Origin of the sequence: Streptomyces sp. P13-3-3 (genome assembly GCF_050571355.1) — a bacterium.
In the GTDB taxonomy this organism is placed as follows: domain Bacteria; phylum Actinomycetota; class Actinomycetes; order Streptomycetales; family Streptomycetaceae; genus Streptomyces; species Streptomyces althioticus.
Genome location: NZ_CP192228.1, coordinates 533,645 through 550,806, shown reverse-complemented (window position 1 = coordinate 550,806; position 17,162 = coordinate 533,645). Strand labels below are relative to the sequence as shown.

Annotated in this window: 15 protein-coding genes; 7 read left to right on the top strand and 8 right to left on the bottom strand. The window is 74.0% G+C overall.

Translation table 11 applies throughout. The annotated features are described in order from the left end of the window. Nucleotides 1–240: 240 nt before the first annotated feature. Complete coding sequence (locus ACQZOG_RS02645; RefSeq protein WP_430741237.1) at nt 241–1,548, bottom strand: MFS transporter; 1,308 nt, start codon at nt 1,546–1,548, stop codon at nt 241–243. A 72-nt stretch (nt 1,549–1,620) separates the two neighbouring features. On the opposite strand from ACQZOG_RS02645, the gene ACQZOG_RS02640 reads away from it, so the two are divergent. Further along, nucleotides 1,621–2,664, top strand: coding sequence for a GlxA family transcriptional regulator (locus tag ACQZOG_RS02640; RefSeq protein WP_058916605.1), 1,044 nt, complete (start codon nt 1,621–1,623; stop codon nt 2,662–2,664). Between the two features lie 414 nt (nt 2,665–3,078). On the opposite strand, the gene ACQZOG_RS02635 is transcribed toward ACQZOG_RS02640, so the two are convergent. From ACQZOG_RS02635 to ACQZOG_RS02625, 3 genes are all read right to left on the bottom strand, one after another. Next, a complete protein-coding gene (locus tag ACQZOG_RS02635) occupies nt 3,079–3,546 on the bottom strand; it encodes an ATP-binding protein (protein ID WP_033276544.1) in 468 nt (155 codons plus the stop codon). A gap of 497 nt (nt 3,547–4,043) precedes the next feature. Further along, entirely contained in the window at nt 4,044–4,556 is a 513-nt protein-coding gene (locus ACQZOG_RS02630; RefSeq protein ID WP_033276543.1) for an EF-hand domain-containing protein, read from the bottom strand. A gap of 186 nt (nt 4,557–4,742) precedes the next feature. Beyond that, complete coding sequence (locus ACQZOG_RS02625; RefSeq protein ID WP_033276542.1) at nt 4,743–5,123, bottom strand: STAS domain-containing protein; 381 nt, start codon at nt 5,121–5,123, stop codon at nt 4,743–4,745. A 361-nt stretch (nt 5,124–5,484) separates the two neighbouring features. On the opposite strand from ACQZOG_RS02625, the gene ACQZOG_RS02620 reads away from it, so the two are divergent. Beyond that, nucleotides 5,485–6,066, top strand: coding sequence for a sigma-70 family RNA polymerase sigma factor (locus tag ACQZOG_RS02620; RefSeq protein WP_037640173.1), 582 nt, complete (start codon nt 5,485–5,487; stop codon nt 6,064–6,066). Then, nucleotides 6,063–7,241 (top strand): maleylpyruvate isomerase N-terminal domain-containing protein, encoded by a 1,179-nt coding sequence (locus ACQZOG_RS02615; RefSeq protein ID WP_033276540.1) that lies wholly within the window; start codon nt 6,063–6,065, stop codon nt 7,239–7,241. Before ACQZOG_RS02620 ends, ACQZOG_RS02615 begins: the two co-directional genes overlap by 4 nt. 106 nt (nt 7,242–7,347) lie before the next feature. Here ACQZOG_RS02615 and purU read toward each other — a convergent pair whose 3' ends face one another. Continuing rightward, on the bottom strand, nt 7,348–8,229 hold the full coding sequence (purU, locus tag ACQZOG_RS02610) for a formyltetrahydrofolate deformylase (RefSeq protein WP_033276539.1): 882 nt from the start codon (nt 8,227–8,229) through the stop codon (nt 7,348–7,350). Nucleotides 8,230–8,276: 47 nt separating this feature from the next. Further along, nucleotides 8,277–8,723: an SCO4402 family protein gene (locus ACQZOG_RS02605; protein ID WP_051724593.1), complete on the bottom strand. Its 447-nt coding sequence runs from the start codon at nt 8,721–8,723 to the stop codon at nt 8,277–8,279. Nucleotides 8,724–8,895: 172 nt separating this feature from the next. Here ACQZOG_RS02605 and ACQZOG_RS02600 point away from each other — a divergent pair, with 172 nt between their 5' ends. Next, nucleotides 8,896–10,206: an ABC transporter substrate-binding protein gene (locus ACQZOG_RS02600; protein WP_037640175.1), complete on the top strand. Its 1,311-nt coding sequence runs from the start codon at nt 8,896–8,898 to the stop codon at nt 10,204–10,206. Nucleotides 10,207–10,278: 72 nt separating this feature from the next. On the opposite strand, the gene ACQZOG_RS02595 is transcribed toward ACQZOG_RS02600, so the two are convergent. Both ACQZOG_RS02595 and ACQZOG_RS02590 read right to left on the bottom strand, forming a co-directional pair. Further along, nucleotides 10,279–12,081 (bottom strand): hypothetical protein, encoded by a 1,803-nt coding sequence (locus ACQZOG_RS02595; protein WP_359595765.1) that lies wholly within the window; start codon nt 12,079–12,081, stop codon nt 10,279–10,281. A 188-nt stretch (nt 12,082–12,269) separates the two neighbouring features. Beyond that, nucleotides 12,270–13,655 carry a hypothetical protein gene (locus ACQZOG_RS02590; protein ID WP_033276535.1) on the bottom strand — a complete coding sequence of 462 codons (1,386 nt, stop codon included), beginning with the start codon at nt 13,653–13,655 and terminating at the stop codon, nt 12,270–12,272. 309 nt (nt 13,656–13,964) lie between these two features. Here ACQZOG_RS02590 and ACQZOG_RS02585 point away from each other — a divergent pair, with 309 nt between their 5' ends. The 3 genes from ACQZOG_RS02585 to ACQZOG_RS02575 all read left to right on the top strand — a co-directional run bounded on the left by ACQZOG_RS02585 (nt 13,965) and on the right by ACQZOG_RS02575 (nt 17,060). Continuing rightward, a complete protein-coding gene (locus tag ACQZOG_RS02585) occupies nt 13,965–14,627 on the top strand; it encodes a bifunctional DNA primase/polymerase (RefSeq protein WP_193454979.1) in 663 nt (220 codons plus the stop codon). Nucleotides 14,628–14,694: 67 nt separating this feature from the next. Beyond that, nucleotides 14,695–15,471 (top strand): ABC transporter ATP-binding protein, encoded by a 777-nt coding sequence (locus ACQZOG_RS02580; RefSeq protein WP_107115369.1) that lies wholly within the window; start codon nt 14,695–14,697, stop codon nt 15,469–15,471. After that, nucleotides 15,468–17,060 carry a hypothetical protein gene (locus ACQZOG_RS02575; RefSeq protein ID WP_033276533.1) on the top strand — a complete coding sequence of 531 codons (1,593 nt, stop codon included), beginning with the start codon at nt 15,468–15,470 and terminating at the stop codon, nt 17,058–17,060. Before ACQZOG_RS02580 ends, ACQZOG_RS02575 begins: the two co-directional genes overlap by 4 nt. Nucleotides 17,061–17,162: the final 102 nt, after the last annotated feature.

Genomic DNA, 17,162 nt, shown 5'->3' with positions numbered 1-17,162 from the left:
CCCAACCCTTGAGGCCCATGACCCCGAGGCACCCAGCCCTCGGGACGCCCGCCCGACAGGACGTCCGGCCCCCGGCAGCCCAGCCCTCAGGGCGACCGACTCCCGAAGCCCCCGACCGTCGAGGCGCATCGCCCCCGGAGCACCCGCCCCTCGGGACGCCCGCCCGTCAGGACGTCCGGCCCCGGGCAGCCCAGCCCAGCTCTCGAGGCGCCCCGCCATCGCGCCCGCCCCCACAGCGCCTCAGCTCGTCGTAAGGACCGCCGGCCGCTTGCGGATCACCAGGGCCATCAGGGCCGCCGCCGCGCACAGCGCGCCCGATGCCAGCCACACCACGTCGTACGAGCCGAACGCGTCCCGCGCGAGGCCGCCGGCGAAGGCGACGATCGCCGCGCCCACCTGGTGCGACGCCAGCACCCAGCCGAACACGATGGGGCTGTCGTCGCCGTAGTGCTCCCGGCACAGGGCGAGGGTGGGCGGCACGGTGGCGACCCAGTCGAGGCCGTAGAAGACGATGAACAGCAGCATCGGCGGGTGCACGGAGGGCGCGAGCAGCAACGGCAGGAAGAGCAGGGAGACGCCGCGCAGCGCGTAGTAGACGGCGAGCAGCCGACACGAGTCGAAGCGGTCGGTGAACCAGCCGGAGGCCACCGTGCCGACGACGTCGAAGACGCCGATGACGGCGAGCAGGGACGCGGCGGTGGTGATGGGCATGCCGTGATCGTGCGAGGCGGGCACGAAGTGGGTCTGGATCAGCCCGTTGGTGGAGGCGCCGCAGATCGCGAACGTCCCCGCGAGCAGCCAGAACGGGCCGGTGCGCGCGGCCGATCCGAGTACCGTCAGCGCGCGCCGGGCGGCCCCGGGCACGGGTGCCGGCTTGGGCACGAACTCCTTCGCCCCGTACGGCTTCTGGCCGACGTCGGCGGGGTGGTCGTGCAGCAGCAGCCAGACGAACGGCACCACCGCGAGCGCGGCGAGCGACACCGTCACCGCCGCGGGCCGCCAGGAGTACCGGTCGACGATCCACGACAGCAGCGGCAGGAAGATCAGCTGACCGGAGGCGGACGCGGCGGTGAGGATGCCGCTGACCAGGCCGCGCCGCTCGGTGAACCAGCGGTTGGTGACGGTGGCGGCGAAGGCGAGCGCCATGGAGCCGGAGCCGAGGCCCACCAGCAGGCCCCAGCAGAGCATCAGCTGCCAGGCGGAGTCCATCCACACGGTGGCTCCGGACCCGGCCGCGATCACGGTGAGCGCGACGGCGACGACCCGGCGGATGCCGTAGCGGTCCATCAGCGCCGCCGCGAACGGGGCGGTGAGCCCGTACAGCGCCAGGTTGAGGGAGACCGCGGCGCCGATGGTGCCGCGTGACCAGCCGAACTCCTCGTTCAGCGGGTCGATGAACAGCCCCGGCACGGCGCGGAAGGCGGCGGCGCCGATAATCGTCACGAAGGTGACGGCGGCGACGAACCAGGCGCGGTGCACCCGGCGGCGGGTCGGCTTGCGGCCGCTCGCGGGCGGCCCGACGGCGGCGGTGTTGCTGGTCGTGGTCACGTCGTACAGCTTCGGGCAAGCATGTCCGCTTCAACGAGTGGCCCGAGGGACAGCATTCGCTAGGATCGGGCCATGCCTTCGGACCCGGTCGAGCCACCCCGTTCCCCCGCCGGCCACCGGCCCCACCGCGTGGTCGTCCTCGCCCTCGACGGCCTGCTGCCGTTCGAACTGGGCATCCCTCACCGCGTGTTCGGCCGCCCCCGGGACGAGTGGGGGCGGCCGCTGTACGAGGTGGTCACCTGCTCGGTCCGGCCGCCGGGACCGGTGGAGACGGACGCCGATTTCGCCATCCACGTGCCGCACGGCCCGGAGGCGCTGGCCACCGCCGACACGGTGGTCGTCCCGGCCTGCTACGAGCTGGGCCCGGTCTTCGAGCGGGGCGAGCTGACGGACGAACTGGCCGACGCGCTCGGCCGCATCCCGCCGGCCGCGCGCATCGCCTCCATCTGCACGGGCGTCTACGTCCTCGCCGCCTCCGGCCGCCTCGACGGGCGCCGCGCCACCACGCACTGGGCGGACGCGGAGCGGCTCCAGCGGCTGTTCCCGCAGATCGACGTCGACCCGGACGTGCTGTTCGTCGACGACGGCGACATCCTCACCTCGGCGGGCGTGGCGGCCGGGATCGACCTGTGCCTGCACATGGTGCGGCGCGACCACGGCGCCGCCGTCGCCAACGACGTGGCCCGGCGCACGGTGGTGCCGCCGCACCGGGACGGCGGCCAGGCGCAGTACATCCGGCTTCCGGTGCCGGACCCGCAGCAGGCGTCCACGAGCGGCGCCCGCGCCTGGGCGCTGGGCCGGCTGCACGAGCCCATCCAGCTGCGCGACATGGCGGAGCGGGAGTCGATGTCGGTGCGCACCTTCACCCGCCGCTTCCGGGAGGAGACCGGGGTCAGTCCGGGGCAGTGGCTCACCCGGCAACGGGTGGAGCGGGCGCGGTACCTGCTGGAGACCACCGAGCTGACCGTGGACCAGGTGGCGCGGGACTCCGGGTTCGGGACGGCCCAGTCCATGCGGGCCCATCTCCAGGCGGCCCTCGGCGTGACCCCCACGGCCTACCGGCGCACCTTCCGCGCGGCCTCGGAACGCGGGGAAGGGACGGCGGTCGCGGTCTGAGTCCCGCACGCGTCCGCTTGTCCACAGGCTGTGGACGAAGAACTCCGCGCGGCGGTGCGGCGCTGCTCGCCCCGAGCACGACAGCCCCACACCGCCCTGCGGCTCCGGCGGCCCCGCCAGGTCCCCCGCCCCCGGGAGGCATGCGCCGGATAACGACCCACACTCGCCGAGGACTCCGTCACGGTGCCCTCGCCGTCCCCTCGCGGCGAATCGCTGACGACCAGCGTGATCACCCGGTGACGGCACGTCAATACCGTTTCGATCCGCGATACGGCATTCGCCCCGCTTGACCGTTTCGTCGGGTCGGCGCACGGGAGCACACCCGGCGCACCGCATCACGTACGGCACCGGACGGCCGTCCCGCCGTGCACCCGTGCCTCCCCGCGGGAGCGGCAACGGTCGGGGCGCGGGCGCTCAGACCGCCTCGTAGGCCAGTCCGTCGTACGTCGCCGCGCCGCCGCCGCAGGAGGCGCGGGCGGCGTCGGACGCCGCGCCGCAGCGGTCGAGTTCGCACCAGATGCGCTTGCCGGCGCCCTCGGTGCTCCAGCCCCAGCGGTCGGCCAGCCCGTCGACCAGGGCGAGTCCGCGTCCGCCGGTCGCCTCGTCGCCCGCGCAGCGCGGCACCGGCGCCCTGCCGCTGCGGTCGGCGACCTCCAGGCGGACGGTGACCTCCTCGGCCGCGTCCGCGCCGGGCAGCGAGAGCCGCAGGACGGCCGGGCAGCCGGTGTGCACCACGGCGTTGGTGACGAGTTCGGAGACGAGCAGGATCAGCGTCTCGGCCAGCGGTTCGTCGGCCCCTATGCCGGACCCGGCCAGCCGTGAGCGGGCCCAGCGCCGGGCCCGCCCCACCTCAGCGGGGTCGGGCCGGATCTCCAGCTGCACTTGAAGCACCTGCACCGCTCACACCATCCGAACCGGCGGACACTTGGACTCGCGCCTCACGAGGGCCACGATCCTAGCCATTTTCCGCATGGCCAGAACAATGACCGGGACCTGGATCACGGACCGTGACTCCCTTGTGGGACAGCATGGTTGACGTACAGTCACCTCAACAAGCGCTTCAGGCATATTCCAGCGCGAAGGAGTACCTGTGCGGCATACTGTGCGACGCTTGCCGCGCGGACTCGAACGAAGCCCGGTGCACGGCCCGTTGACCCCACGAGCACCTGAAGGAACGGCGCCCCGGGCAACCGTCTCGAGGGCGGCCCGGCCGCGGCGGACGGTCACGACGACTCGCATCCCGCACAACGTACCGGAGACGCCGCCCGACTCCGGGCCGTGACGGAAGAACTCACCCGGCCCGGGGTCGTACGGACGCTCCGTGATCAGCAAAATGCCACGATCGGTGACACCGCCGGGGGCGCGGACGCCCCGGCGCGTCACTCGGGGACGGTGAAGTAGCGGGCGAACGCGGAGACGACGTCCTCCTCGCCGATCCGTCCGTCCCCGTCGGTGTCCAGCTGTGCGGCGGCCTCCGCGGCGACGTCCGCCTCGACGCCCAGCACCTGGAGCACGCGCGCGGTGTTCTCCACCCCTACGGCTCCGTCGCCGGTGGTGTCCGCGACGGCGAGCGCCGCGTGCAGGAAGGGGCGGGCGATCTCGGCGAAGCGCTCCGGGTTGTCCCGCAGCCGCTTGAGCGCGCCGGTCACGAACTCCTCGCGGGTGATGCGCTGGTCGCCGTCCCGGTCGGCGATGCCGGCCATGCCCTGCCAGAACGCCTCGGCGCCGACGTACAGGGCCTGGCCCCGGTCGGATCGGGCCGCCGTGCCGAACTCGGCGAGCAGCGCCTTGGCCGCCGTCATGAAGTCCTCGCGGTCGATGTAGCCGTTGCCGTCCTGGTCGAAGCCGGCGAAGCGGGCCGCGATCCTGCGCTCGTACTCGCTGGTGACCATGTCTTGTTCAGGCCGCCTTAGGTCGGAGGGGTCGTCTCGCTGGGAGCGTACGGGGTGTGCGGGCGCGGGGGAGCCGGAAAGCGGCGCTTGGACCAGGACCGGGGGAACACCGGGACACACGTGTGACACGTGTGAGGGGCACCACGCGCGGGCCGCGGAGTGAGAGCGGGGTGAGGGGGCGGGGCCTCAGGCCGAGAGCGGGCGGGCGTCCTCGTCGACGGCGGACGGCACGTCCGGGTGGACCTCGAACAGCCGGCGCACCCCGAGCGCGCCGAGCACCTTGTTGACGTGGCTGCCGTCGGCGGCGCCGCGCGCGGGCAGGATCAGCCGCAGCCGGCCCTGGCAGGAGCGCAGCAGCCGACGGGAGGCTATGAGCACGCCGACCCCGCTGGAGTCGCAGAACCACACCTCGGAGAGGTCGAGGACGAGCCGGTGCCGCCCTTCCGCCACGACGTCGTGCACCCGCTGCCGCAGCACCGGGGACGTCACCAGGTCCAGCTCGCCGGAGACCCGGAGGACGGCCCATGCGCCGTTCTCCTGGTCGGTCACTTTGAAGGTCACCACCACGCCCCTCGCTCGCCGAAACGGAAGCAATGCCTACGCTTCCTTGCTGCGCGGCTGCCCACCGGCCGTTCCCTGAAACACGACCCCAGAAACGGTTACCGAACATAAAGGGCTTGTTCTGGTCGTAATCGATCCGGTTCGATCGGTTCCGATCGACAGACGACGGGGCAGACATGATCCGCACGCTGCGCCACCTGCGCGGGCGACTCCCTACCACGGAAGCCGCCCCGAGGGGCGCACATTGCCACAAAGGGGCGTACACCCTCGTCCATGGCGACTACATTCGTGGCGTCGCCGGTCACACGCCGGACCCGGGAACCGACCACCCCGGGACCCGCGGGACGAACAGGGGGTGAGGGGCCGCATGCGCAAGAAGGACGCACCGCCCCGCTGGGACCGCAAGATGCAGCAGCGGCTGGCCCGCGGGGAGGCGGCCGCCCTGGGCGAGCTCTACGACCGCTTCGCCTCCCTGGTGCACGGCCTCGCCCACCGCGTCCTCGGGGACGAACACGCGGCCGACACCGTCACCCGGGACGTCTTCGCCCACGTCTGGCAGCACCCCGACACCTACGACCCCCGGCAGGGCCCCCTGCGCAGCTGGCTCGCCGCCCTGACCAACCGGCTGGCCGTGGAGCGGCTGCGCACCACCGAGACCGCCGCGCTCGCCCGGGGCGGCCCCGGCACCACCGAGGACCTGGAACGCAAGGTCCGGCACGCCTCGGTGGCCGCCCGCGCCGACTACATCGTCCAGTCCATGCCCGCGCCCCTGCGGGCCGCGCTGGAACTGGCCTACTTCCAGCGCAGGGACTACCGGCAGACGGCCGCCGACCTCGGCGTCACCGACGAGGAGGCCCGCCGCCGGCTGCGCCTCGGCCTCCAGCTGCTGGCCACCGCCCACGACGCGGGGGCGCCGGGCGCACCGCCCGGCATCGGAGGCGCCGCGTGAGCGGGCACGGCCCCGGGCCGTACGACGACCGCGGACCGCTCACCGCCGGGCCGGACGAGCTGCCCCCGGGGCCGGAGCACCAGGTGCTGAAGTCGCTGCTGGGCGCCTGGGCCCTGGCCGCCTGTGCGCCCGCGGAGGCCGACGCCGTCGAGGAACACCTCGGCGTCTGCGGCCCCTGCGCGGACGAGGCTCTGCGGCTGCGCGAGGCCGTCGGCCTGCTCCAGCGGCCCGAGAGCCTCGATCTGAAACCGGCGCTGCGCACCCGCGTCCTGGAGACCTGCCTGGAGCGGCGCCCGCCTCGCATCCCGGTCCCCGACTGGGCCGCCGCCTACGACGCCGAGACCGCCCGGCTCGACGCCCTGCTCCAGGACTTCGGCGACAACGAGTGGCACGCCCCGGTGCGGCTGCGCTGGTACGAGGGCGACGAGGCAAGCAGCCGCCGCACCACCGTCGCCGGGGTCATCGCCCACCTCATGACCGTCGACGGGCTGGTCGCGGTCGCCCTCGGTCTGGAGGACCCGCTCGGCGAGGTCCGGCCCGAGCGGCCCACACCCTCCGACCGCACCGAGGCGTACTGGCGGGCCGCCCGCTTCCCGCCCACCCGGTCCGTCCGCGGCCCCTGGCGCGAGCAGAGCCACCGGCTGATCCGCACGGTCTCCTTCACCGGCAGCGACACCGGCCGTATGACCGTCCCCTACGGCGACTTCGCGCTGCCGCTGCACGACGCGATGCTGGACCGGGCCTTCGAGTGCTGGGTCCACGCGGAGGACATCGCCGAGGCGGTGGACTATCCGTACGACCCGCCCGCCGGGCGCCATCTGCACGAGATGGTGGACCTCGCGGCCCGGCTGCTTCCGGTGGTCCTGGAGGCCCGTCGTCATCACGGGCTGGCGGCCCCCGTGGAGCGCCGGCTGGTCGCCGCGGGCGAGCCGGGGCGCAGCCTGCGGCTGGAGATCGAGGGATCGGGCGGCGGGGAGTGGCTGATCCCGCTGGACTCGCCGGCGGCGAAGGGGTCCGCCGAGCACGAGGTGGCTCATGTCGCCCTGGACGGCGCGGAGTTCTGCCGGCTCGCGGCCGGCCACGTGCCGCCGCGGGAGGCTGCCGCCGGGCAGGAGGGGGACCGGGAGGCGATCAGGGACGTACTGTTCGCCGCGGCGAGCTTGAGCAGGATGTAGGGGCGCGTTTTCGCGCAGTTCCCCGCGCCCCTTTGGGGGCGCGGGGAACTGCGCGAACGGCCCCCTGCGGCCCGCAGTCGCCGGCGAGACCGTGGAGCTCCGCCTCTCAGGCGAACACGACCGTACGGCGCCCGTTCAGCAGAATCCTCCGCTCGGCGTGCCACTTCACCGCCCGCGCCAGCGCCTGGCACTCCACGTCCCGCCCGATCGCGACCAACTGGTCCGGCGTGACGTCGTGCGACACCCGCTCGACCTCCTGCTCGATGATCGGCCCCTCGTCCAGATCCGCGGTCACGTAGTGCGCGGTCGCACCGATCAGCTTCACACCCCGGGCGTGCGCCTGGTGGTACGGCTTCGCACCCTTGAAGCTAGGGAGGAAGGAGTGGTGGATGTTGATGATCCGCCCCGACAACTGCTTGCACAGGTCGTCCGACAGCACCTGCATGTAGCGGGCGAGGACGACGAGTTCGACCTCGTCCTCCCGCACGATCTCCAGCAGCCGCGCCTCCGCCTCCGGCTTGGTGTCCCTCGTCACCGGGATGTGGTGGAAGGGGATGTCGTAGGAGGCGACGAGCTCGGCGAAGTCGGTGTGGTTGGACACCACCCCGGCGATCTCCACGGGCAGCGCCCCGGTCCGCGCACGGAACAGCAGGTCGTTCAGGCAGTGCCCGAACTTGCTGACCATCAGCAGGATGCGCGTCTTCTCGTCGGCCCGGTTGATCTGCCAGTCCATCTGGAAGGAGTCGCCGATCGCCGCGAAGCTCGCCCGCAGCTTGTCCACCGTGACCGGGGCCTCGGCGGAGAAGTGGACGCGCATGAAGAACAGACCCGTGTCGTGGTCGCCGAACTGCTGGCTGTCCTCGATGTTGCAGCCGGTCATGAACAGGTAGCTGGACACGGCGTGCACGATGCCCTGCTTGTCGGGGCAGGACAGGGTGAGGACGTACTGGTCGGCGGGTGCCGCGGCTCGGGTGGACTGCTCGCTCATGGGGAAAAGGGTCCCACACCCGCACCGGCCCACGGCCGGTCGTCCCGCTACGCGGAACGCGTCATGATCCGCAGCACCTCGAGCGTGCTGGGCACGGCGTCCGGGTCGTCGCCGTCGCTCGCCGCCATCCGTACGTGCGCGTCCCGCGCGGCGCGCACCGCCTCCGGCCAGCCCTCGTGCTCCAGGTACGCGGTGACCGGGGCGTCCGGCCCGACCTGGTGCATGATCCGCAGCACGCGCAGCACGGCGGTGTCGACGAGCGCGGCCTCCTGCGAGTCGCGGAAGATCGTGCCGACGTACTTCTCGGCGGACCAGTTGTCCAGCCAGGTGTCCTCGACCAGCCGGTACACGGCGTCGGTGACGTCCCCGTAGCCGGGCACGCCGGCCAGCCAGACGTCCCGCTGGAAGGCGGGGTCGGAGAGCATGTGCAGCGCGGAGCGCACATTGCTGCGCCAGCGCCACCACGGCATGTCGTTGAGTGGCATGCCGCCCATGGTGGAGGAGCGACGGCCGCGACGGGAAGAGTTCTCCGAACCTTGCACGGTCGTCGATCGTACGTTTCCGCTCCGTACGCGCCGGACGGGCCCCCGCAATTCACCTCCGCGTCACCTCCCGTCGACCGAGCGTCACGGAGCGGTTCGCCGTGTGAGGGAATGGTGCGGGGGCATGACCGGCAGGCGACGCATTCGCAGCACCGTCCTCCCCCGTTCCCTCGTCCGGCCCGCCCGCGCCGGCGCCCTGTCCGCGGGCGCGCTGACGGCGTGCGCCGCGCTGGTCGCCGGCTGCGGGGTCGTCCCCGGAGTGACGGAAGGCCCGGGGGACGACACGATCACCGTGATGACCTGGGCGCCCGAGAACACCGGCGCGACCAACAAGCCCGGCATGCCCGCGTTCGCCGAGGCGTACGGCCGCTGGGTGAACTCCCACGGAGGCATCGACGGCCGCCCGCTGAGGGTGCTGACCTGCGACGAACGCGACGACGCGGTGGCCGCGGCGCGCTGCGCCCGGCGCGCGGTCGCGGAGAACGCCGTCGCCGTGGTCGGCTCGTACAGCCAGCACGGCGACGCCTTCCTGCCCACGCTGGAGGCCGCCGGCATCCCCTACATCGGCGGTTACGGCCTCACCCACGACGAGTTCACCAGCCCCCTGTCCTACCCGGTCAACGGCGGACAGCCCGCGCTGCTCGCCGGGCTCGGCCGCACCCTCGCCGACGCGTGCGGCCCCGTCGCCCTGGTCCGGCCCGACACCATCACGGGCGACCAGCTGCCGCCGCTGCTGGACTCCGGCCTCGCGGCGGGCGGCCACGCGACGGCCGGCGACCTGCGCGCCGCCGAGGCCGCGACCTCCTACGACGACACCGCCGAGCGTGCGCTGGAACACGCGGCCGCCGGCACCGGGGAGGAGCGGGGCTGCGTGGTGCCGGCGCTCGGGGACCGCACCGGCACCTTCATGGACTCCTTCCGGCGCGCCCGCGCCCGCCACCCCGAGGTACGTACCGCGACGGTGCTGGGCAGCGTCGACCAGACGGTGCTGGACGCCTCCGGGGGCGCGTCGGGCCCGTACGAGGGGGCGTACGTCACCGGCTGGTACCCGGAGGCGGGCGACGCGCGCTGGGACCCGATGAAGGAGGTGATCCGGGCGGAGGCCTTCGGCGACAACCGCATCGACCCGGCCGACGCGGGCGTGCAGACGACGTGGATCGCCTACCGGGTGCTCCACCAGGCCGTGGAGTCGCTCGGGGACGGCGAGGTCACCGCGGACACGGTGACCACCGCCCTGGACGGCGGCCTGAAGGTCACCACGGGCGGCCTCACCCCCACCCTGCGCTGGGAGTTCCAGGACACCCTGGCCTCCGTCGGCCTCCCGCGCCTGGTCAACGCGAACGTCACGCTCCACGTGGTGGTGAAGGGCCGCCTCACCGCGGCGGCGGACGGCTTCACGGACGTGACGGCCACCTTGAAGGACGCGGCTCTGTAGGGGCGCCCCGAAGGGGCGCGGGGAACTGCGCGACCGGCCCCCACGCACCCGCACACGCACACGGCGCGCGCCCTACAACTGCGTAGGCGCCCGCTCCGTCAGCCCGTACTGCCGGGCGATGGCGTTCCACAACTCGGACGCCTTCTTCTTCTGCTCGGTGGCGGTACCGCTCTCCCTGTTCCCCGCGGCGGTCTGCTCGGTGTTCCGGGCAGACCCCTTCTTGCAGCCCTTCTTCCCCTTGCCCTTGGTCTGGTCCGCCCACTTCGCGTAGTGGTCGTCGGCGGAGGCGGACGCCTTCCAGGCCTTCCGCAGCGCCTCGCTGAGCGCCTCGTGCTCGGGCAGCTTGTCCACGGACAGCCCGGACAGGTCGGTCACGAGCTGCTTCCGCTGCTTCGCTGCCTCGCGCAGGTCGGACGCGGCCTTGTCGAGGTCACGGCACGCCTTGACGTCCTCGACCGCGTTGATCACGCTGCTGCGGCTGTCGCCGCTGTGCGCGAGCAGCTTGTCCAGCTCGACGGCCTGCTCCCGGGCCGGGTCCACGGTCGGCGACGGCGAGGCCTCGGTGCTCGCGGGCGCGGTGGCGGAGACGGGCTGGTTGTCCTTGGCGTCGTCGTCCTTGCTGCCGCTGCCGAGCAGGGCGCCGGCACCGACGCCGACGACGGCGAGACCGACGCCGACCGCGGCGATCAGCGGCCAGCGCGGGCCGCCGTTGCCGCCGCCACCGCCGCGTCCGCCGCCGTGGTGCGACGCGGGCGGGACGGGCGGCCCGGGCGGGGTGCGGTCGGCGCGGGAGGGACGGCCGTAGTCCATGCGCGGCATCTGCTGCGTGGCGCCGGCCGCGCCGTCGTCGTTGCGGAAGAGGTTGTCGAACTCGGCGGGCGGCTGCCGGCCCTCGTCGCCCTGTGCGGCGCCGTACGGCTGGGGCGGCCCCTGGTCGGTGACCGGGGCGATGAACTGGGTGGGCTCGGCGTCCGGGCTGCCCGGCTGGGGCAGCGGGCCGGGGCCGGCCTGCGGCTGGGCGACGCCCAGGTTGCGGGTGAGCTCCGCGTCGTGCGCGGCGGGCATCTCGGGCGGCAGCGCGCCCGGTGCGACCGGGGGTAGGTACTGGGTCGCGCCCTCGTCGGCGCCGCCCGCCGGGACCGGGGGTATGTACTGGGTCGCCCCCTCGTCGGCGCCGCCCGCCGGGACCGGGGGTATGACCTGCGTGGCGCCCTCGTCCGCGCCGGGCGCGGGGGGCGGCAGCGGGGCGCCGTGGGCGGGCGGGTACCCGTACCCGCCGCCGGGCGCGGCGTACGCGGCGCCGTTCTGCGGGGGCAGGTGGCCGCCCGCGGTGTGCCCGCCGTAGGGGGCGCCTCCGGCGGCCTGGCCGTAGCCGTCCGTGGCGGCGTACCCGCCGCCCTGCCCGTACGCGTCCTGTCCGCCGTGCGCGGGCGGGTAACCGCCCTGGGACGGGGCGCCCTCGGGCGGCAGCGGCCCGGGGCCGCCCTGCGGCTGACCGCCCTGGGCCTGCGCCCCGGCGTCCCAGGAAGGCTGCTGACCGTGCTGCGGCCGGCCCTGCTGCTGGTGGTGGCCGGCGTCCCACCCGGACGGTGACTGCTGCTGCTGCCACTGCCCGTCGGGCGCCGACGGCCACTCCTGGCCCGCGGGCGGGGCGGCCGCCTGCTGGTCCGGGCCCCAGGGGTTCCCCCAGGTCTGGCCGCCGGGCGGCGCCGACGCGGGGAACCCGCCGCCGGCGGGCGCGCCGTCCGTACCGCCGGGCGCGACCGGACCGGACGTCATGCCCGGCAGCAGGGGCTCACCACCGTCCGAGGGCAGCACGATGCCTTCGCGCGCTGGGCGCGCCGAGGGCTCCTCGCCCTGTCCACTCTGCGTCACCGGGACTCCTACCAATGGGGGACCTTGTGAATCGGGCTCACGCTACCGGGTCCCCGGAGCCCGGTGCCACGCAGCACAGAACCTGACCTCCTGCCCTGTGAGCGCGGTAACAAAACCAGGTCACCGCACGCTGATTACGTCCCCTCCTTCCCGTCCGCCTCCCGTGTCGCACGCGACTGTCGCGTACGTCACGCCGCCGTCTGGAGCTCCATCCGCGCCCCGAACTCCCGTACCACCGGCTCCTCCCGGTACGGCTCGAGGCGTTGCTGGAGGTCCTCCAGGTACTCCGCGCCCCGGTTGGAGCGCAGCCCGCCCAGCAGTTCGGCGGCCTTCAGGCCGGTGGCGCAGGCCTGTTCGATCTCGCGCTGCTGCACCTGGGCGGTGGCGAGCAGCACGTAGCCGATGGCCCGGCGCCGTGCGCGGGTGGGCGGATGGCCGTCCAGTGACTCCCGTGCGCACCGCGCGGCGGCCTCCGCCTGGCCGAGGTCGCGGTGGCAGTGCGCCAACTCGTCGGCCAGGTACGCCTCGTCGAAGTGCGCGATCCACGGCGGGTCGTCGCCCGAGCCCGGGTCGGCCGCCTCCAGGGCGCTCACCGCGCGGCCCGCGGCGGCGTGCGCGGCCGGGGCGTCGCCCATCAGCGCGTGCCCGCGGGCCTCCGCGGCGAGGAACATGGCCTCCGCGCGCGGTGTCACGCGCCCCCGTGCCCCTTCCTGGGCCGCGCGTGCCAACTGGCTGATCTCGCGCGGGTTCCCGAGCTGTGCGGCGAGGTGGCTCATGGACGCGGCGAGCACGTACCCGCCGTAGCCGCGGTCCCCGGCGGCCTGGGCGAGCCGCAGCGCCTGGATGTAGTACCGCTGGGCGAGCCCCGGTTGGCCGGTGTCGACGGCCATGTACCCCGCCAGCTCCGTGAGTCGGGCGACGGCGCCGAACAGGTCGCGCCCCACCGCCTCGCGGTACGAGCCGGCCAGCATCCCCGAGACGACGCTGTTGAGGTAGTGCACCACGACCGGGCGGACGTGCCCGCTGCCGTACTGGTGGTCCAGCGCGACCAGTGCCTCCGTCATCGAGCGCACCGCCGCCACGTCCGACTGGCCCACCCGCGGACCGGTGTTGCGCGCGACCTGACCGTCGGGCGCGGAGATCAGCCAGTCGCGGCTGGGCTCCACCAGCGCGGAGGCGGCGACGGACGAGCCGGACAGGAAGTCCCGCCGCCCCACGTCGCTGCGCCACAGCTCGCAGACCTGCTCGATGGCTCCCAGTACCGTCGGCGAGAACTGGAGGCCGACCCCGGACGCGAGATTCTTGCCGTTGGCCATGCCGATCTCGTCGATCGTGACCGTGCGGCCCAGCTTGCGGCCCAGCGCCTCCGCGATGATGGCAGGCGCCCGGCCCCGCGGCTGCTGTCCCCGCAGCCAGCGGGCCACCGACGTCTTGTCGTAGCGCAGGTCGAGGCCGTGCTCCGCGCCGCACATGTTGACCCTGCGGGCCAGTCCGGCGTTGGAGCATCCGGCTTCCTGGATGAGCGCCTGCAGCCGTTCGTTCGGCTGCCGGGCGACGAGCGGCCTTGCGGCCATGGCGTACCCCCTGAGGCTGCGGTGCCTGCCCACGCACCGGGTTGACGTGTTGTCCGCGGCCGTACGTCTCACGTCGTCCCGGCGAGACGTCCGGCCGGGAGGATCAATGCCCCGTCGACATACCGACAATGCGGGACATGTGAGAATTGACGGGGTATCGACGGTTGCCGACCCCCCTCCTGGTTACCCCGCCGCGGTGGCGGATCCTCCCGCGCGCCCCCATGGATGCACCCATGCGCCCCGGGGACGGGCCCGATGCCCCTCCCCCGCGCATACGGCGGGGCGTAACCCCTGGTGACGGGTGAAGTTGTGTTCATCGTGGAAGAGACGATCGCGGGCGCCGACGCCGTACAGATCCCGAAGCAGCGCGGGGAATCGCTGCTGGACACCGCCGTGCGCTATGCCGAGGAGCGCCACTGGGACGTGATGCCGGGCACCTGGACCGAGGTCGTCGACGGGGTGCACGTCTGCTCGTGCGGTGACGCGGCCTGCCCCGCGCCCGGCGCGCACCCGGCCGAGCCCGGCTGGGCGGACCTGGCGACCGGGAGCGCCGGTGCGGCGCGGCGGATGTGGCAGAAGCAGCCCGGCGCCTCGGTCCTGCTGCCCACGGGGCGGGCGTTCGACGCGATCTCCGTGCCGGAGACGGCCGGTCTGCTGGCGCTGGCCCGGATGGAGCGGATGGGGCTCACGCCGGGCCCGGTGACCCTGACGCCGTACCGGCGCACGGAGTTCTTCGTCCTGCCCGGGGCGGCGGCGAAGCTTCCGCACCTGCTGCGCACCCTGGGCTGGACGACGACGTCGCTCGACCTGGCCGTGCTGGGCGAGGGGGCGTTCGTCGCCGCGCCGCCGACCCGGGTCGGGCGTCACGGGGCCGTGCAGTGGGCCCGCCGGCCCACCCAGGAGAACCGCTGGCTGCCGGACGCGGAGGAGCTGCTGCCGTCACTGGCGTACGCCTGCGGCCGGGACCGGTGACGGGAGACTCCCCGGGCCCGCGGATCCCGACGCCGTCCCCGTAGGCTCGGGGACGACGGAGGGAGACGTGGTGGGCACTGTTGCCGTGCGCGTGCAGGGGCTGTGGAAGCGGTTCGGGGAGCAGGTCGCCGTCGGCGGGATCGACCTGGAGCTGCCCGCGGGGCGGTTCATCGGTCTGGTCGGGCCGAACGGCGCCGGGAAGACCACCACCCTGTCCATGGTGACGGGGCTGCTCCGCCCGGACCAGGGCACCGTCGAGATCGCCGGGCACGACGTGTGGCGCGACCCGGCGCAGGTGAAGGCCCGGATCGGCGTGCTGCCGGAGGGACTTCGCCTGTTCGAGCGGCTGTCCGGGCGGGAACTGCTGGCTTACACCGGCCGGTTGCGCGGGCTGCCCGGCGAGGAGGTCGACAAGCGGGCCACCCAGCTGCTCGACGTGCTCGACCTGGCGGGCGCCCAGCACAAGCTGGTCGTCGACTACTCCACCGGCATGCGCAAGAAGATCGGCCTCGCGGCGGCGCTGCTGCACAACCCCGAAGTGCTGTTCCTGGACGAGCCGTTCGAGGGCGTCGACCCGGTGTCCGCGCAGACCATCCGGGGCGTTCTGGAGCGCTACACCGCCTCCGGCGCGACGGTGGTGTTCTCCTCCCACGTCATGGAGCTGGTGGAGTCGCTGTGCGACTGGGTGGCGGTGATGGCCGCCGGCCGCATCCGCGCCCACGGGCCGCTCGCCGAGGTGCGCGGCGACGCGCCGTCCCTGCAGCGGGCGTTCCTCGAACTCGTCGGCGCGGACAGCCGCGACGCCGGGTCCGACCTCGACTGGCTGGGCGGTGGCGCCCGGTGAGCGCGCCCGCCCTCACCCCGGTCGTCGTCCGCCTGAAGCTGTCCCTGCTGCGCAACGGCCTGCGCCAGTCCGGCGGGCGCCGCGCCGCCTGGATCGCCTCCGCCGTCGTCGCGCTGCTGTTCGCCGCGCTCCAGGTGCTCGGTCTTGTGGCGTTGCGCGGCGTCGGCGGCGCGGAGTCGCTCGTGGTGCTGCTGGTGGCGGTGCTGGCGCTGGGCTGGGCGGTGATGCCGCTGTTCTTCCCCGGCGGCGACGAGACGCTCGACCCGACCCGCCTGGTGATGCTGCCGCTGCGTCCGCGGCCGCTGGTGCGGGCCCTGCTGGTCGCGTCCCTGGTGGGCATCGGACCGCTGTTCTCGGTGTGCCTGCTGGCCGGTTCGGTGATCACCGTCGCCCGTGGCGCGGCGGCGTGGGCGGTGGGCGTCGTCGCCGTGCCGCTGGCGCTGCTGGTGTGCGTGGCGCTGGCGCGGGCGGTGGCCGCGGCGAACGTACGGCTGCTGACCAGCCGCAAGGGACGGGACCTGGCGGTGCTCAGCGGTCTGGTCGTCGCGGTCGGCGCGCAGGTCGTGAACTTCGGGGCGCAGCGCCTGGGTTCGGGCGGCCTGGAACAGCTGGACCCGGTCGCGGGCGTGCTGCGCTGGCTGCCGGGCGCATCGGCGATCGGCGCGGTGCACACCGCCGGGGAGGGGGCGTACGGGGTCGCCGTGGCGCAGCTGGCGGTGAGCGCGGGGGCGCTCGTGCTGCTGCTCGCGCTGTGGTCGCGCACCCTGACCCGGCTGATGACCGCGCCGGACGGCTCCACCCTGCAGACGGGCGACTCCGCGGTCCGCGACCGCCCCTCCACGGGCCTCGCGCGCCTGCTCCCCGCGGGCAGGACCGGCACGGTGATGGAGCGCAGCCTGCGCTACATCTGGCGCGACCCGAAGACGAAGGCCGCGTGGGTGACGTCGCTGGCGATCGGCCTGATCGTGCCGGTGTTCAACGCCTGGCAGGGCACCGGCTCGGTGTACTTCGCCTGCTTCGCGGCCGGGATGCTCGGCATCCAGATGTACAACCAGTTCGGTCAGGACACGTCCGCGTTCTGGATGGTCGCGATGACGATCTCCTCCGCCCGCGACGCCTACGCCGAACTGCGCGCCCGCGCCCTGGCGCTGCTGCTGATCACCCTCCCGTACGCCACGCTCGTCACGGTGCTGACGACGGCGATGCTGGACGACTGGGCGCGGCTGCCGGAGGCGCTGGGTCTGTCCTTCGCGCTGCTCGGCGCGATGCTAGCCACCGGCGCGTGGACGTCGGCGCGGTTCCCGTACTCCGTGCCGCAGGAGGGCTACAAGAACGTGGCCCCCGGGCAGGTGGGCCTGGCGTGGATCTCCATCTTCGGCGGCATGATGGCGGCGGCCCTCCTCTGCCTCCCGGTGATCGCCCTGACCATCTGGCTGAACATCAGCGACGCGGGCCAGGACCTGCGCCTTCTCCTCCTGCTCGCCGGCACGGCCTACGGCGCCCTCCTCACCTTCGGCGGCCTCCGCCTGGCCGCCCCGCGGACGGCGGCGCGGCTGCCGGAGATCGTGTCGGCGGTGAGCAAGGGGTGAGGGGGCGTCCCCCGGCGGAAACCTCATGGCGGGCGGCGGGCGGACGCTGCTACGGTCGCCCGGACCGTGCCTGGACCGAGGAGGTGGTACCCGTGACCGCAG

Excerpts from the sequence above, each read along its gene's own strand:
- ACQZOG_RS02640 (WP_058916605.1), top strand. The coding sequence starts at position 1,621 with ATGCCTTCGGACCCGGTCGAGCCACCCCGTTCCCCCGCCGGCCACCGG.
- ACQZOG_RS02630 (WP_033276543.1), bottom strand. The coding sequence starts at position 4,556 with ATGGTCACCAGCGAGTACGAGCGCAGGATCGCGGCCCGCTTCGCCGGC.
- ACQZOG_RS02620 (WP_037640173.1), top strand. The coding sequence starts at position 5,485 with ATGCGCAAGAAGGACGCACCGCCCCGCTGGGACCGCAAGATGCAGCAG.
- purU (WP_033276539.1), bottom strand. The coding sequence starts at position 8,229 with ATGAGCGAGCAGTCCACCCGAGCCGCGGCACCCGCCGACCAGTACGTC.
- ACQZOG_RS02605 (WP_051724593.1), bottom strand. The coding sequence starts at position 8,723 with ATGGGCGGCATGCCACTCAACGACATGCCGTGGTGGCGCTGGCGCAGC.
- ACQZOG_RS02600 (WP_037640175.1), top strand. The coding sequence starts at position 8,896 with ATGACCGGCAGGCGACGCATTCGCAGCACCGTCCTCCCCCGTTCCCTC.
- ACQZOG_RS02590 (WP_033276535.1), bottom strand. The coding sequence starts at position 13,655 with ATGGCCGCAAGGCCGCTCGTCGCCCGGCAGCCGAACGAACGGCTGCAG.